Here is a 13,702-nt window from a genome sequence, read left to right as displayed (position 1 = left end):
TTGAATGCGCGTTGATTGTTGCAACCCCCCTCCCTATCCCTCCCCCTCAAGGGGGGAGGGGAGAGCAGGTTGAGCGGCCGAGCCCTCTTTGTCCCTCCCCTTGATGGGGAGGGTGGCTCGACACGGACTTGTCCGGGGCGAGCCGGGTGGGGTGAATGACTGCGCGCGGAGAATGCCCCCCACCCGGCGCGCCAAGGGCGCGCCGACCTCCCCACGAGGGGGAGGGATGGAGAAAGTTGCATTGCTCGGCGCCTCCTTGCCCCTTACTGGTGAGGGGCGGAGGGATGGCATACATTGAGTGGAGTCATGCTCACCCCTGACGAGATCGAGCGCTACAAGCGCCAGCTGGTGCTGAAGGAGATCGGCGGCGAGGGACAGCAGCGCTTGAAGGAGGCGAAGGCGCTGGTGATCGGCGCCGGCGGCCTCGGCTCGCCGCTCCTACTCTACCTTGCCGCGGCCGGCGTCGGCCGCATCGGTATCATCGACGACGACCGCGTGAGCCTCGACAATCTCGCCCGCCAGGTGGTGCACGACACGGGAAGCGTCGGTGTCTACAAGACGCGGAGCGCGGCGAGAACCATCGAGCGCTTGAACCCGCAGGTCGAGATCCGCCTCTATTCGACGCGGCTCCAGCCGCAGAACGCCATCGAGATCGTCTCCAACTACGACATCGTCGCCGATGGCTCGGACAATTTCGCCACGCGCTATCTCGTCAACGACGCCTGCTATTTGGCCAAGCGTCCGCTGGTGTTCGCGGCGGTGGGCCCCTTCGACGGCCATCTCACCACCTTCCGTGCCTTCGAGCGCGACGAAGCAGGAAATCCCAAGCCGAACTATCGCTGCCTGTTTCCCGAGGCGCCGCCGCCAGGGACCGTCGCGCCCTGCTCCGAGGCCGGCATCCTCGGCGCCGTCGCAGGCGTGATGGGCACCTTGCAGGCCGTGGAGGTGTTGAAGGAGCTTCTCGGGATCGGCGAGAGCCTGGTCGGGCGCTTGCTTCTCTACGATGCCCTGCAGGCGCGGTTCAGCACGCTCTCCTATGCCTGGGACCCCGAGAATCCGCTGAACGGCCGCAGCGCCCGCTTTCACGATCTGTCGCATCACCGCGAGATGGCTGAAGCGAATGGGTGAAGTGGCCCCAACGCGTTCAAAGTAGAGCATGCCGACTGAAACCGTCACCACAGGCTGCTGCATCGCCGGAGGAGGGCCCGCCGGCATGATGCTCGGCTATCTGCTCGCCCGCGCCGGCGTCGAGGTGCTAGTGCTCGAGAAGCACGCCGATTTCCTCCGCGACTTCCGCGGCGACACTATCCACCCCTCCACGCTCGAGATCATGCATGAGCTCGGCCTGCTCGATGAGTTCCTCAAGCGGCCGCATCAGGAGCTGCACGAGCTCGCGGGCCAGATCGGCGAGGACCGCGTTGTGCTCGCCGATTTCTCGCATCTGCCGACGCGCTGCCACTTCATCGCCTTCATGCCGCAATGGGATTTCCTCGATTTTCTCGCCGATGAGGCGAAGGCCTATCCGGGCTTCAGCCTGCGCATGCAGGCGGAGGTCACCGATCTCATGCAGGACGGCGGCGCCGTGGCGGGCTTGCGGGCGAAGGTGCCCGAGGGCACGCTCGAGGTGCAGGCTAATCTCGTGATCGGCGCCGACGGTCGCCACTCGGCGGTGCGCGACCTTGCCGGCCTCGAGGTCGAGGATCTCGGCGCGCCCATGGATGCGCTATGGTTGCGCCTCTCCAAGCGTCCAGAGGACGGAAGCCTTGTGCTCGGACGCATCCAGGCCGGGCACCTGTTCGTCATGCTCGACCGTGGCGACTATTGGCAATGTGCCTTCGTCATCCCCAAAGGCGGATTCGCCGAGCTTCGCCGCCGGGGCCTTCCAGCCTTCCGCGCGGAAATCGTCAAGCTAAATCCAGCTCTCGTCAATCGGGCACAGGAGCTCAAATCGTGGGACGACGTGAAGCTCTTGACCGTGCGCGTCGACCGGCTGAAGCGCTGGTACAAGCCCGGCGTGTTGTGCATCGGCGATGCGGCGCATGCCATGTCACCGGTCGGCGGCGTCGGCATCAATCTCGCCATTCAGGACGCGGTCGCCGCCGCCAATATTCTCGCCGTGCCGCTCAGGAAAGGGCCGGTCCCGGTCGAGCTCCTGGCCAAGGTCCAGCGGCGGCGGGAATGGCCGACGCGCATGATGCAGGCGGTGCAGATCTTCGTGCAGAACCGCGTCATCAGCAACGTTCTCGCCATGCAGACGAAGCCGCGCGCGCCCTACGCGGTGAAGCTGCTCAACGAGTACCCGTGGCTCCGCCGCCTGCCGGCCCGGCTCATCGGCATGGGCTTCCGCCCCGAGCACGTGCGGAGCCCTGAGCTGACCGCCGCCTCGCCTCGTCATGCCCGGACTTGATCCGGGCATCCATGCCATTACGCCTCAGCAAGCTGAAGCGCCAATGGAATGGATTGCCGGGTCAAGCCCGGCAATGACGGGATAAGACGTCTGAGCGATTCTTGTGGTGACGGTTAGTAGCCGCCTCCTCCGCCGCCATAGCCGCCACCACCATAGTCATCGTGCGGCGGTGGCGCGGCGTGATGCTCAGGCTCTGGCGCAGGGGCGACGCAGACGATGTCGGCCTTGCCCTTGATCAGCTCGAGGACGTCAGGCGTCGGCGCGAGCTTGCCGACATCGACCTTGGCGAAGTGACCGAAAGCGGCAAGCGCCTCGCGCGAGCGACCGCCCCAGTCGCCGTCGATGGCGCCGGGATCGCAGCCGACGCGCTTGAGCTCGGTCTGCACCGCGACGATCACCTCTTCAGGCCTGAGCCCAGGAGGGGGAGGGGGAGGCGGAGCAGGAACAGCGGCTTCCGCCGGAGGCTTCGGCCCTCCCGGCGCCGGGGCAGGCTCGGGTGGTGGCGGGGTTTCGGCCTTGGCCGGGGCTGGTGCTGCTTCGGCAGGCGCCGCAGGTGGAGGCGCTGCAGGTGCCGCCGCCTCTAGTGCGGCTCCCCCCTTCGGCGCCTCGGCCGCCGGGGCATCCTTTCCCTCGGTGACGATCTGGCGCGTGGTCGTGCCGGAGCTTGTGTCCTCGGCGGTCTGGCCGGCTGAGTCAGGAGACGCGGCACCAGGCTTCAACTCGATATTGCGCGGCAGGTCGTCATCCGCGGCGATGGCCGGAAGGCTGAAGGCGATGATTGCAATGCTGGCAAACATAGTGGTCCATCGGGACATGGGGAGTCTCCTCTGGCTCGGCACTCCTGCCAGGATATCAGATATCGGAAGTCGGAAATCAGAATTCCGAGATCGGAAATCGGTGATCGTCCGACGTCCGATGTCTGATTTCTGTCCCCCGATCAGAACATCGCTGGGTGGACCCGGTCGGGCGGTGCGTGGCCGTCGAGGAAGGTCTTGATGTTGATGATGACCTTCTCGCCCATGTCGATGCGGCCTTCCAGCGTCGCCGACCCCATATGCGGCAGCACCACGACCTTGTTGCTTTTCAGCAATTTCGGGTTCACCGCCGGCTCATGCTCGAAGACGTCGAGGCCGGCGCCGCCAAGTTCGTCGTTTTCGATCATGCGGGCGAGCGCGTTCTCGTCGATCACCTCGCCGCGCGCGGTGTTGACGATGTAAGCCGACGGCTTCATCAGCGCGAGCCGCCGCGCCGAGAGCAGATGATAGGTCGCCGGCGTATGCGGGCAGTTGATGGAGATGATGTCCATGCGGGCGAGCATCTGGTCGAGGCTGTCCCAATAGGTGGCCTCGAGCGCCTTCTCGACCTCCGGGCTCACGCGCCGGCGATTGTGATAGTGAACCTGGAGCCCAAAGGCCCGCGCCCGCTTGGCCACGGCCTGGCCGATGCGCCCCATGCCGACGATGCCGAGCCGTTTGCCGTAGATGCGGTGGCCCAGCATCCAGGTCGGCGACCAGCCGTGCCAGTGACTGTCGCCGCTTTTAAGCAGAGAGGCGCCCTCGGCGAGCCGCCGCGGCACGGCGAGAATGAGCGCCATGGTCATGTCGGCGGTGTCTTCGGTGAGCACGCCCGGCGTGTTGGTGACGAGAATGCTGCGGTTCCGCGCCGTCTCGAGGTCGATATTGTCGACGCCGGTGCCGAACTGGGCGATCAATTTGAGCTGCGGGCCGGCCTGGCTCAGTACGCTTCGGTCGATGCGGTCGGTCACCGTGGGGACGAGCACGTCGGCGGTCTTCACCGCTTCGATCAGCTCTTCCCGGGAAAGGGGTGTGTCGTCAAGATTGAGCCGCGCATCGAACAGCTCGCGAAGCCGGGTTTCCACCACCTCCGGCAGCTTGCGCGTGACAATAACCAACGGTCGTTCAGCACCAGTCATCATTCTTCCCGTTTGGATATCCGCAAAGGGAGGAGTTCCCCTGCGGCCTGAGGCGATCGCACCGCAAAACCGGCGCGGGGCAGCTTTCTCTAACAGAAGCGGCCCCCCCAGATAAGCGTCATGTTAGCGCCAAGGCCACGGTCCGTTCACTTTTCTGACGCATCAAAATGGATAACGATTCGCTTAGGAGAGGACGCTGGACGTGCGACATGGGCATTGGATCGTAGTGGCGGCAGGCGCCGCCTTTGCACTGCTCCTGCTTGCTGGGGTCGAGACCCGTGCCGCGAGCGACGCGACGCCCGCGGCCGGCCCGGGCGGCCAGAGCCATTTGCCGATTCCGCGCTTCGTCAGCCTCAAATCCGACAAGGTCAATGTGCGCAAAGGCCCGAGCACCGACCAGGCCATCGTCTGGGTGTTCAGCCGCGCGGGCCTGCCGGTGGAGATCATCGCCGAGTCCGACAACTGGCGGCGCGTGCGCGACAGCGAAGGCGCCGACGGCTGGGTGTGGCACAGCCTGCTCAGCGGGCGGCGCACCGCGCTGATCGCGCCCTGGACCAAGGCGCCGGAAAACGTGCCGCTCTATTCGAGAAAGTCGACGGGGGCGAGCACGGTCGCCGAGCTTGCGCCGAGCGTGCTCGGCAACGTTCTCTCCTGCGACGGAGAGTGGTGCGAGCTGTCGATCGACGATTTTTCCGGCTTCGTGCAGCAGGACAGGCTGTGGGGCGTCTACAAGGACGAGGTGATCAAGTAGCCTTGTCGAACCCGAGCCCACCACCCGCCGCACTGTCGCGCGGCACCCTCCCCGCGACGGAGAGGGATGGGAGCTCGCTGTACCGCTCGGCCTCATACCTCCCCTTGACGGGGAGGTCGGCGCGCAACGCGCTCAAGCAGCAAAGCGATAGCGCAAAATCTAATTGCGCGCCGGGTGGGGTGAGGCAGAAGATTTCCGACGAATTGAACGGCTAGCGCTTGCGGTCGTCGACCAGGCGCACGAGCACGTCGACGCGGCTGATGGACATGCCCTCTGGCGCCTGGGGCAGGCCTTCGATGCGGATCGAAGCCGTCGCGATGTCGAGGAGCGTGCCCGAATTCTCGCAGAAGAAGTGGTAATGGTTGGAGGTGTTGGTGTCGAAATAGGTCTTGGCGCCCTCGACCGCCACCTCCCTCAGGAGCCCCACTTCGGTGAATTGATGCAGCGTGTTGTAGACCGTGGCGAGCGACACCGGAACCTTCCGGCTCTGCGCCTCCTCATGCAAAAGCTCGGCCGTGACGTGGCGGTCGCAGCCGTCGAACAGAAGGCGTGCAAGCGCAACGCGCTGGCGCGTCGGCCGCAACCCTGCCGCGCGCAAACGCTCGACGATATCCATTGCCGGTAAAGCCATGACGCCGACACTATATGTTGAAGCGCCGTCTCCTGCAACGACACAACCAGAGGATAGAAGTCATAATTCAAAGCCCCGGAACCGGCATCGGAGCCAGAACTTTTCTGATAACTGATTTCTTGTCTCCGAACCCGGGAACTGGGATTGGAGCCAGAACTTTCTCTGATTTCTGATTTCCGAGCCCTGTGTTAGGAAACGGCCCTCTGTGGGGAGGAACGCCCCGCGCATGGAAGGATCGAGGATGGTCGAGCGTCGCGAACGGTTCGATTACGAGGACCTGCTCGCTTGCGCGCGGGGCGAGCTGTTCGGCCCCGGCAACGCGCAGCTTCCGTTGCCGCCCATGCTGATGTTCGACCGCATCTCGCAAGTTCAAGAGGAGGGCGGCGAGCACGGCTGGGGCCGCATCGTGGCCGAGCTCGACGTTAAGGCGGACCTCTGGTTTTTCCCTTGCCACTTCAAGGGCGATCCGGTGATGCCAGGTTGCCTCGGGCTCGACGCACTCTGGCAGCTTTTGGGCTTTTTCCTCGGATGGCTCGGCGCTCCGGGGAAGGGCCGGGCGCTTAGCGTGGGCGAGGTCAAATTCTCCGGCATGGTGCTGCCGACCATGCGCAAGCTGGAATATATCGTCGAGCTGAAGCGGGTGATCCGGCGAAAATTCACCCTTGGCACCGGCGACGGCTGGCTGAAAGCCGACGGCGACACGATCTATACCGCCAAGGATCTGCGAGTGGGCCTGTTCCAGGCGGGCGAAGAAGCTCCCGCCGGTGTGTGATCGTCGCGCGCCGGGCACCCGCAACATCTTACGTGGGCTAAGGACGAAGTCATGAGACGCGTGGTCGTGACCGGCATGGGCATCGTGTCCTCGATCGGCAACAGCGCCCAAGAGGTGCTCGCCTCGTTGCGCGAGGCGAAGTCCGGCATCGTCAAGGCCGATACCTATGCCGAGCTCGGCTTCCGCTGCCAGGTGCATGGCGCGCCGAAGCTCGACTGGGAGGAGATGATCGACCGCAAGATCCGCCGCTTCATGGGGGCGGGCGCCGCCTGGAACTACCTCGCCATGGAGCAGGCGATTCGCGACGCGGGGCTCGAGGAGACTGACATCTCCAACGAGCGCACCGGCCTGATCATGGGCTCGGGCGGCCCGTCGACGCGGGCTATCGTGCAGGCCGCCGACACCACGCGCGAGAAGGGCCCGAAGAAGGTCGGTCCCTTCGAGGTGCCGAAGTCGATGTCCTCGACCAACTCGGCGACGCTTTCCACGCCCTACCACATCAAGGGCTCGAGCTATTCGATCTCCTCGGCCTGCTCGACAAGCGCGCATTGCATCGGCAATGGCGGCGAGCTGATCCAATGGGGCAAGCAGGACATCGTGTTCGCCGGCGGCGGCGAGGAGCTCGACTGGACGCTGTCGGTCCTGTTCGACGCCATGAACGCCATGTCGTCGGACTTCAACGACCGGCCGGAGGTCGCAAGCCGCGCCTATGACGTCGCTCGCGACGGCTTCGTCATTGCCGGCGGCGCCGGCGTCGTGGTGCTCGAGGAACTCGATCATGCGAAGGCGCGGGGCGCCCGCATCTATGGCGAGCTCGTCGGCTACGGCGCCACCTCAGACGGCTACGACATGGTGCAGCCTTCCGGCGAAGGTGCCGCGCGCTGCATGCGTCTTGCCATGCAGAACGTCGACGGCATCGACTACATCAACCCTCATGCCACCTCGACCCCGATCGGCGACGTCAAGGAGATCGAGGCGATCCGCGAGGTGTTCGGCGACAAGTCGCCGCCGATCAGCGCCACCAAGTCGCTCACCGGCCATTCGCTCGGCGCCGCCGGGGTGCACGAGGCGATCTATTCGCTGTTGATGATGAACAACGGCTTCATTTGCGAGTCGGCCAATATCGAGACCATCGATCCCGCCGTGGCCGACATGCCGATCGTGCGCACGCGTCGGGACAATGTCGACATCGACTGCGTCATGTCCAACAGCTTCGGCTTTGGCGGCACCAACGCCACGCTCGTGTTCCGCCGCTACAGCGGCTAAAGGCAGGAAGCACACGCATCACTCTTCACCCCTAACCAGAGTAAGTCCCATGACAACAACAAGAGATATCGCCGAGCCCGGACCGCTGATGAAGGGCAAGAGGGGGCTGGTGATGGGCGTCGCCAACGACCGCTCGATCGCCTGGGGCATCGCCCGCGTGCTGCACGGCCAGGGCGCCGAGCTGGCCTTCAGCTATCAGGGCGGAGCGTTCGGCCGCCGAGCCGCGCCGCTCGCCCAATCGATCGGTGCCCCGATCATCGAAGAGGCCGATGTCGAGGACCTGGAGAGCGTCAAACGCGTGTTCGAGGTGATCCGCAAGAAATGGGGCTCGCTCGATTTCGTCGTGCACGCGCTTGCCTTCTCCGACCGCAACGAGCTCAAGGGCCGCTATTGCGACACCACGCGCGCCAATTTCGAGCACACCATGGTGATCTCCTGCTTCTCCTTCACCGAGATCGCCAAGCTCGCCTCTGAGCTGATGCCGAATGGCGGGTCGCTGCTGACGCTGACCTATGGCGGCTCGACCCGCGTCGTTCCCTGCTACAACGTCATGGGCGTGGCCAAGGCCGCGCTTGAGGCTTCCGTGCGCTATCTCGCCTCCGATCTCGGGCCGCAAGGGGTCAGGGTGAATGCGCTGTCGGCCGGGCCGATGCGCACGCTGGCCGGCGCCGGCATCTCCGATGCGCGCACGCTGTTCCATTACCAGCAGCGCCATGCGCCGATGCATCGCTCGCCGACGCTCGACGAGGTGGGAGGTGCTGCGCTCTATCTCCTGTCCGATCTCTCCGGCGCCGTGACCGGCGAAATTCATTTCGTCGATTGCGGCTACTCGACGCTCTCCATGCCGGGCATGTCGGCGCTAAAAACCATGGAAGGCGATAAGGAACCAGACGCGCCGCCGGAAAAAGCGCCGCGCGAGGCCGCACAGTAAGGTCCTGCTATATCAAGGTGTTGGAGGAAGTTTGCCGATGGCTCAGCTTGTCGTACTGATTTGTCTTCTGGCCACGCCGACGGAGTGCTCGGAGAAGCCCGTCCCCGGAGCGACGGCGGCTGATGTAGTGAGCTGCCTCAAGACCGCCGGCGACAAAGCCGATGAGTGGCAGAAGTCGAACAGCCAATATTTCGTCATCGGCTGGCGCTGCGAGAAGAAGAAGTAGTCGCTTCGTGGCTCCTGACACCTTTGTCATCGCCCGGCTTGACCGGGCGATCCAGTAACCAAGGCATCCACCGACCTCGAAGGTCAGCGCTTACTGGATTCCCGCTTGCGCGGGAATGACAAAAAAATGCCCGGCACAAGGCCGGGCATGACGAGAGAGTTCCTTGTTAGGCTGAGCGCTAGCTCGCTTCGGCCTTTTGCAGTTCGCGGCCGGTTGCCTGATCGACCACCTTCATCGACAGCTTGACCTTGCCGCGGTCGTCGAAGCCGAGCAGTTTCACCCAGACCATGTCGCCTTCCTTGACCACCTCGCCAACGGAAGCCGGCCGGCCCTGACTAAGCTGCGAAATGTGCACGAGCCCGTCCTTGGGCCCGAAGAAATTCACGAAGGCGCCGAACTCCATCACCTTCACTACTTTGCCGTGATAGATCTCGCCGACCTCGGGCTCGGCGGTGATGCCCCTGATGCGGCCGATGGCGGCGCGGATCGATTCGGCGTTGGCCGAGGCGATCTTCACCGTGCCGTCGTCGGAGATGTCGATCTTGGCGCCGGATTCGGCGACGATCTCGCGGATCACCGAGCCGCCTGAGCCGATCACCTCGCGGATCTTGTCGACCGGGATGTGGATCGTCTCGATGCGCGGCGCATATTCGCCGAGCTCGGGCCGCGCCTCGTTCAGCGCCTTGTTCATCTCGTTCAGGATATGCATGCGGCCATCGCGCGCCTGGTCGAGCGCCACCTTCATGATCTCCTCGGTGATGCCGGTGATCTTGATGTCCATCTGCAGCGAGGTCACGCCCTCGGAGGTGCCGGCAACCTTGAAGTCCATGTCGCCGAGATGATCCTCATCGCCGAGAATGTCGGAGAGGACGGCGAAGTCGGCCTCCTCCTTGATCAACCCCATGGCGATACCGGCCACCGGCCGGCGCAAGGGAATGCCCGCATCCATCATGGCGAGCGAGGATCCGCACACCGTGGCCATGGAAGAGGAGCCGTTCGACTCGGTGATCTCGGAGACCACGCGGATGGTGTAGGGGAAGGTCTCCCGATCCGGCAGCACCGGGTGGATCGCCCGCCAGGCGAGCTTGCCGTGGCCGATTTCGCGGCGTCCGGGCGAGCCCATGCGGCCGACCTCGCCCACCGAATAAGGCGGGAAGTTGTAGTGCAGCAGGAAGGTCTCCTTATAGGTGCCCTCCAGCGCGTCGATATATTGCTCGTCCTCGCCGGTGCCGAGCGTCGCCACCACCAGAGCCTGCGTCTCGCCGCGGGTGAAGAGCGCGCTGCCATGGGTGCGGGGCAGAATTCCCACCTCGCAGACGATGGGCCTGACGGTGCTGAGGTCGCGGCCGTCGATGCGGTGCTTGGTGGAGAGGATGCTCGAGCGAACGACGTCCTTCTCGAGCTCCTTGAAGGCGCTGGCCGCCTTGGCGCCAGCGGCGACATCGGCGCCTTCCGGCGCTAGCACGCCGACCACCTTCTCCTTGATCTCGGCCACGCGGTCGCGGCGCTCGTGCTTGGCGGCGATCTTGTAGGCCTCGCGCAACTCGCCTTCCGCGACCTCCTTGGCCTTGGCGGCAAGCTCATCGGCACTCGTGTCGAGCTTCAATTCCCACGGCTCCTTGGCCGAGCGCTCGGCGAGCTTGACGATGGCGTCGAGCACCGGCTGGAAGTGCTTCTGGCCGTACATCACTGCCCCGAGCATGACATCCTCGGGCAGTTCCTTGGCTTCCGACTCGACCATGAGTACGGCACTGGCGGTGCCGGCGACCACGAGATCGAGCGTGCTCTCGCGCATCTCGTCGATCATCGGATTGAGGACGTATTTGCCGGCGATGTAGCCGACCCGGGCGGCGCCGATCGGACCCAAGAAGGGAATGCCGGACAGCGTCAGCGCGGCGGACGACGCGATCAGCGCCACGATGTCGGGATCGTTCTCCATGTCATGGGACAGAACGGTGGCGATGACCTGGGTCTCGTTCCTGAAGCCGCCGGCAAATAGCGGCCTGATCGGGCGGTCGATGAGGCGCGAGGTCAGCGTCTCCTTCTCGGTGGGACGTCCCTCGCGCTTGAAATAGCCTCCGGGGATCTTGCCGGCGGCGAAGGTCTTTTCCTGGTAGTTCACGGTGAGCGGGAAAAAGTCGATGCCGGGCTTGGCCTCTTTGGCTGCCGTGGCGGTGGCGAGCACCGATGTGCCGCCATATTGGGCGAGAACGGCGCCGTCCGCTTGGCGGGCGATGCGGCCGGTCTCTAATCTGAGCGGTCGGCCCGCCCATTCGATTTCTACGGTGTGCTTATGCAGCATGATGATGTCTCATGGAACAGGGATAGGTTGCGCCCGAGCGGGCCCCCTGTAGGCGAGGGCTCGGGTCGATATGTCGTGGAGGTCCACCGGCACGGCGGTAAGCGTCTCGCATTACCGGCGAATGCCCAGGCGGTTGATGAGCTTCTGATACCGGTCCTCGTCCGCGGCCTTGACGTAGTCGAGCAACCGGCGCCGCTGGCTAACCATTTTCAACAGCCCGCGCCGTGAATGGTTATCCTTGTTATGCGTCTTGAAGTGGTCGGTAAGATTGGTGATCCGTTCGGTGAGGATCGCCACTTGCACTTCCGGGGACCCGGTGTCTCCGGGCTTGGTAGCATAGTCCTTGATAAGCTCTTGCTTGCGCAAAGCGCTGACCGACATCGGATGAACTCCTGTGAATTGACGATGGCCTTAGCCCGGAAGATTGAAAACCCGGGTGGGGCGCAGTTCGCCTTGGCTGACCTCACCAACCGCCACGAGCGAACCTCGTGACGTGGCATAGACTGGCCCTTTGAGAATTGGAGCATCCCGGCCTCTTAACAGCACGGGTTGGCCTCTCTTGAGCCTGGCCGCGTCCTGCCCGCTGACGGCGAGCGCCGGGATGTCGTCCAGCGCCGTCTGCACGGGCTTAAGAACGCCCAAAAGGGCGTCGCGGCCGGCGGCACTATGTCCTAACTCCTCAAGCTTTGCCAGGGAAATTGCGGCCTCTTCGGCGAAAGGCCCGACCCTCGTCCGGCGCAATTCCGTGACATGGGCGAGACTGCCGAGGGCCACCCCGAGGTCGCGGGCCAAGGCCCGCACATAGGTGCCCTTGCCGCAAGCCGCCTCGATCACGCAGCGATCGGGGTCAGGCATGCCGATGAGCTCAAGGCTTTCGATCAGCGCCCGCCGCGGGGCGAGCTCGAAGTCCTGGTCGTCCCGGGCAAGGTCGTAGGCTCTGGAGCCCCCCACCTTGAGCGCCGAATAGCGCGGCGGCACTTGACTGATCTCGCCGACGAAGCGCGGCAGCGCCGCCTCGATGTCCGCCCGCGTCGGCCTGACATCGCTCCTCGCCACGATCGCGCCTTCAGCGTCATCGGTATCGGTGGCGGCGCCGAAGCGCACCGTGAAGCAGTATTGCTTGTTGCCTTCCACCGCGAAGGGCACGGTCTTGGTCGCTTCGCCGAAGGCGACCGGCAGCACGCCGGTGGCGAGCGGGTCGAGCGTGCCGGCGTGCCCTGCCTTCTGCGCGCCGTAGAGATGCCGCAGCCGCGTGACGGCTTGCGTCGAGGTCATGCCTTTAGGCTTGTCGAAGATGAGCCAGCCGTGAACTGGGAGACCTTTGCGCCGCCGCGCCATGAGGCTTTTAGCCCGTCAGCCGTCGAGGTCGCGCGCGACCTTGGGCGAGGCGAGCAGCTCATCGATGCGTTTCGAGCTGGCAAAGGAGCTGTCGATCTTGAATCTGACCTCGGGCATGAATTTGAGGTTTACCCGCCTGGCAAGCTCGCCCCGTAAAAAGCGCTTGTGCTTGTCGAGATGCTCGACCGCATCCTCGGCGCCTTCGCCGCCGAGGGGCAGCACGAAGACGGTGGCAAGCTTCAGATCCGGCGTCATGCGCACCTCCGACACGGTGAGCGAATATTGATTGAGCGCCTCGTCGACGATCTCGCCGCGGGCGAAGATCTCGGCGAGCGCATGGCGGATCAGCTCGCCGACTTTCAATTGGCGCTGGCTCGGGGCCCGACCCTCCGGATGCGACTTGCCTCTATGCCGATCGACCATCGAAAATTCCAACCAACCGTCATGCCCGGACTTGATCCGGGCATCCATGCCGTTACGTCTCGGTGAGTTCAAGCTCCAGTGGAATGGATTGCCGGGTCAAGCCCGGCAATGACGAACCTGCCTAAGCGGATCGGTTACAGCGTGCGGCGGACGTGCTCGACCTCGAAGCACTCGATGACGTCGCCCTGGCGCATGTCCTGGTAGCCTTCGAACGCCATGCCGCATTCTTGGCCCGCCACAACCTCGCGCACCTCGTCCTTGAAGCGCTTGAGCGTCGACAGCTTGCCCTCGTGCACCACGACATTGTCGCGAATGAGCCGCACTTGAGCGCCGCGCTCGACCTTGCCTTCGGTGACCCGGCAGCCAGCGACCTTGCCAACCTTGGAGATGGTGAACACTTCGAGGATCTCGGCATTGCCGAGGAAGGTCTCGCGCCGCGTGGGCGCGAGCAGGCCGGACATGGCTTGCTTCACCTCGTCGACGAGATCGTAGATCACGGCGTAATAGCGGATCTCGACGCCGTCGCGCTCGGCCGCCTCGCGGGCCTGCGAGTTGGCGCGCACGTTGAAGCCGAGAATCACCGCGCCCGAGGTCGAGGCGAGACCCACGTCGGATTCGGTGATGCCGCCGACGCCGGCGTGAATGATGCGGGCGCGCACCTCGTCGGTGCCGAGCTTGTCGAGGGCCGCGACGATGGCTTCCACCGATCCCTGCACGTCGCC

15 protein-coding genes are annotated in these 13,702 nt (G+C 64.7%); 7 read left to right on the top strand and 8 right to left on the bottom strand.

The window, feature by feature from the left end:
- Positions 1-306 precede the first annotated feature (306 nt).
- Entirely contained in the window at positions 307-1,128 is an 822-nt protein-coding gene (locus tag ACREC7_RS06315; RefSeq protein ID WP_431554862.1) for a HesA/MoeB/ThiF family protein, read from the top strand.
- A 28-nt stretch (positions 1,129-1,156) separates the two neighbouring features.
- Entirely contained in the window at positions 1,157-2,407 is a 1,251-nt protein-coding gene (locus tag ACREC7_RS06310) for an FAD-dependent oxidoreductase (RefSeq protein WP_431554840.1), read from the top strand.
- A 113-nt stretch (positions 2,408-2,520) separates the two neighbouring features.
- Here ACREC7_RS06310 and ACREC7_RS06305 read toward each other — a convergent pair whose 3' ends face one another.
- A complete protein-coding gene (locus ACREC7_RS06305) occupies positions 2,521-3,222 on the bottom strand; it encodes a peptidoglycan-binding domain-containing protein (protein ID WP_431554839.1) in 702 nt (233 codons plus the stop codon).
- A 122-nt stretch (positions 3,223-3,344) separates the two neighbouring features.
- The gene (locus ACREC7_RS06300; RefSeq protein ID WP_431554861.1) at positions 3,345-4,340 is read right to left on the bottom strand and encodes a 2-hydroxyacid dehydrogenase; all 996 of its coding nucleotides are present in this window, start codon (positions 4,338-4,340) and stop codon (positions 3,345-3,347) included.
- Positions 4,341-4,542: 202 nt separating this feature from the next.
- Between ACREC7_RS06300 and ACREC7_RS06295 the strand changes: the two genes are divergently transcribed.
- Positions 4,543-5,091 (top strand): SH3 domain-containing protein, encoded by a 549-nt coding sequence (locus ACREC7_RS06295; RefSeq protein ID WP_431554838.1) that lies wholly within the window; start codon positions 4,543-4,545, stop codon positions 5,089-5,091.
- Between the two features lie 211 nt (positions 5,092-5,302).
- Here ACREC7_RS06295 and irrA read toward each other — a convergent pair whose 3' ends face one another.
- Entirely contained in the window at positions 5,303-5,722 is a 420-nt protein-coding gene (gene irrA / locus ACREC7_RS06290; protein WP_431554837.1) for an iron response transcriptional regulator IrrA, read from the bottom strand.
- Between the two features lie 241 nt (positions 5,723-5,963).
- On the opposite strand from irrA, the gene fabA reads away from it, so the two are divergent.
- Genes fabA through ACREC7_RS06270 form a run of 4 tightly spaced genes read left to right on the top strand, consistent with a single transcriptional unit; the run spans position 5,964 to position 8,917 of the window.
- Entirely contained in the window at positions 5,964-6,494 is a 531-nt protein-coding gene (gene fabA / locus ACREC7_RS06285; RefSeq protein WP_431554836.1) for a 3-hydroxyacyl-[acyl-carrier-protein] dehydratase FabA, read from the top strand.
- A gap of 51 nt (positions 6,495-6,545) precedes the next feature.
- Entirely contained in the window at positions 6,546-7,760 is a 1,215-nt protein-coding gene (gene fabB, locus ACREC7_RS06280) for a beta-ketoacyl-ACP synthase I (RefSeq protein WP_431554835.1), read from the top strand.
- Between the two features lie 49 nt (positions 7,761-7,809).
- Positions 7,810-8,691 carry an enoyl-ACP reductase FabI gene (fabI, locus tag ACREC7_RS06275; RefSeq protein ID WP_431554834.1) on the top strand — a complete coding sequence of 294 codons (882 nt, stop codon included), beginning with the start codon at positions 7,810-7,812 and terminating at the stop codon, positions 8,689-8,691.
- A 37-nt stretch (positions 8,692-8,728) separates the two neighbouring features.
- The gene (locus ACREC7_RS06270) at positions 8,729-8,917 is read left to right on the top strand and encodes a hypothetical protein (RefSeq protein WP_431554833.1); all 189 of its coding nucleotides are present in this window, start codon (positions 8,729-8,731) and stop codon (positions 8,915-8,917) included.
- 178 nt (positions 8,918-9,095) lie between these two features.
- Here ACREC7_RS06270 and pnp read toward each other — a convergent pair whose 3' ends face one another.
- From pnp to ACREC7_RS06245, 5 genes are all read right to left on the bottom strand, one after another.
- Positions 9,096-11,219 carry a polyribonucleotide nucleotidyltransferase gene (pnp, locus tag ACREC7_RS06265; RefSeq protein WP_431554832.1) on the bottom strand — a complete coding sequence of 708 codons (2,124 nt, stop codon included), beginning with the start codon at positions 11,217-11,219 and terminating at the stop codon, positions 9,096-9,098.
- Between the two features lie 111 nt (positions 11,220-11,330).
- Complete coding sequence (gene rpsO / locus ACREC7_RS06260) at positions 11,331-11,600, bottom strand: 30S ribosomal protein S15 (protein ID WP_431554831.1); 270 nt, start codon at positions 11,598-11,600, stop codon at positions 11,331-11,333.
- A 30-nt stretch (positions 11,601-11,630) separates the two neighbouring features.
- On the bottom strand, positions 11,631-12,557 hold the full coding sequence (gene truB / locus ACREC7_RS06255; protein WP_431554830.1) for a tRNA pseudouridine(55) synthase TruB: 927 nt from the start codon (positions 12,555-12,557) through the stop codon (positions 11,631-11,633).
- A gap of 15 nt (positions 12,558-12,572) precedes the next feature.
- The gene (rbfA, locus tag ACREC7_RS06250) at positions 12,573-12,980 is read right to left on the bottom strand and encodes a 30S ribosome-binding factor RbfA (RefSeq protein WP_431554829.1); all 408 of its coding nucleotides are present in this window, start codon (positions 12,978-12,980) and stop codon (positions 12,573-12,575) included.
- A 134-nt stretch (positions 12,981-13,114) separates the two neighbouring features.
- A partial coding sequence (locus ACREC7_RS06245; RefSeq protein WP_431554828.1) for a translation initiation factor IF-2 occupies positions 13,115-13,702 on the bottom strand: 588 nt, incomplete at its 5' end.

This window comes from Methyloceanibacter sp., from assembly GCF_050728395.1.
GTDB lineage: Bacteria > Pseudomonadota > Alphaproteobacteria > Rhizobiales > Methyloligellaceae > Methyloceanibacter.
The sequence above is the reverse complement of the archived record's forward strand: the minus strand, read 5'-3'. Positions and strand labels throughout refer to the sequence as shown.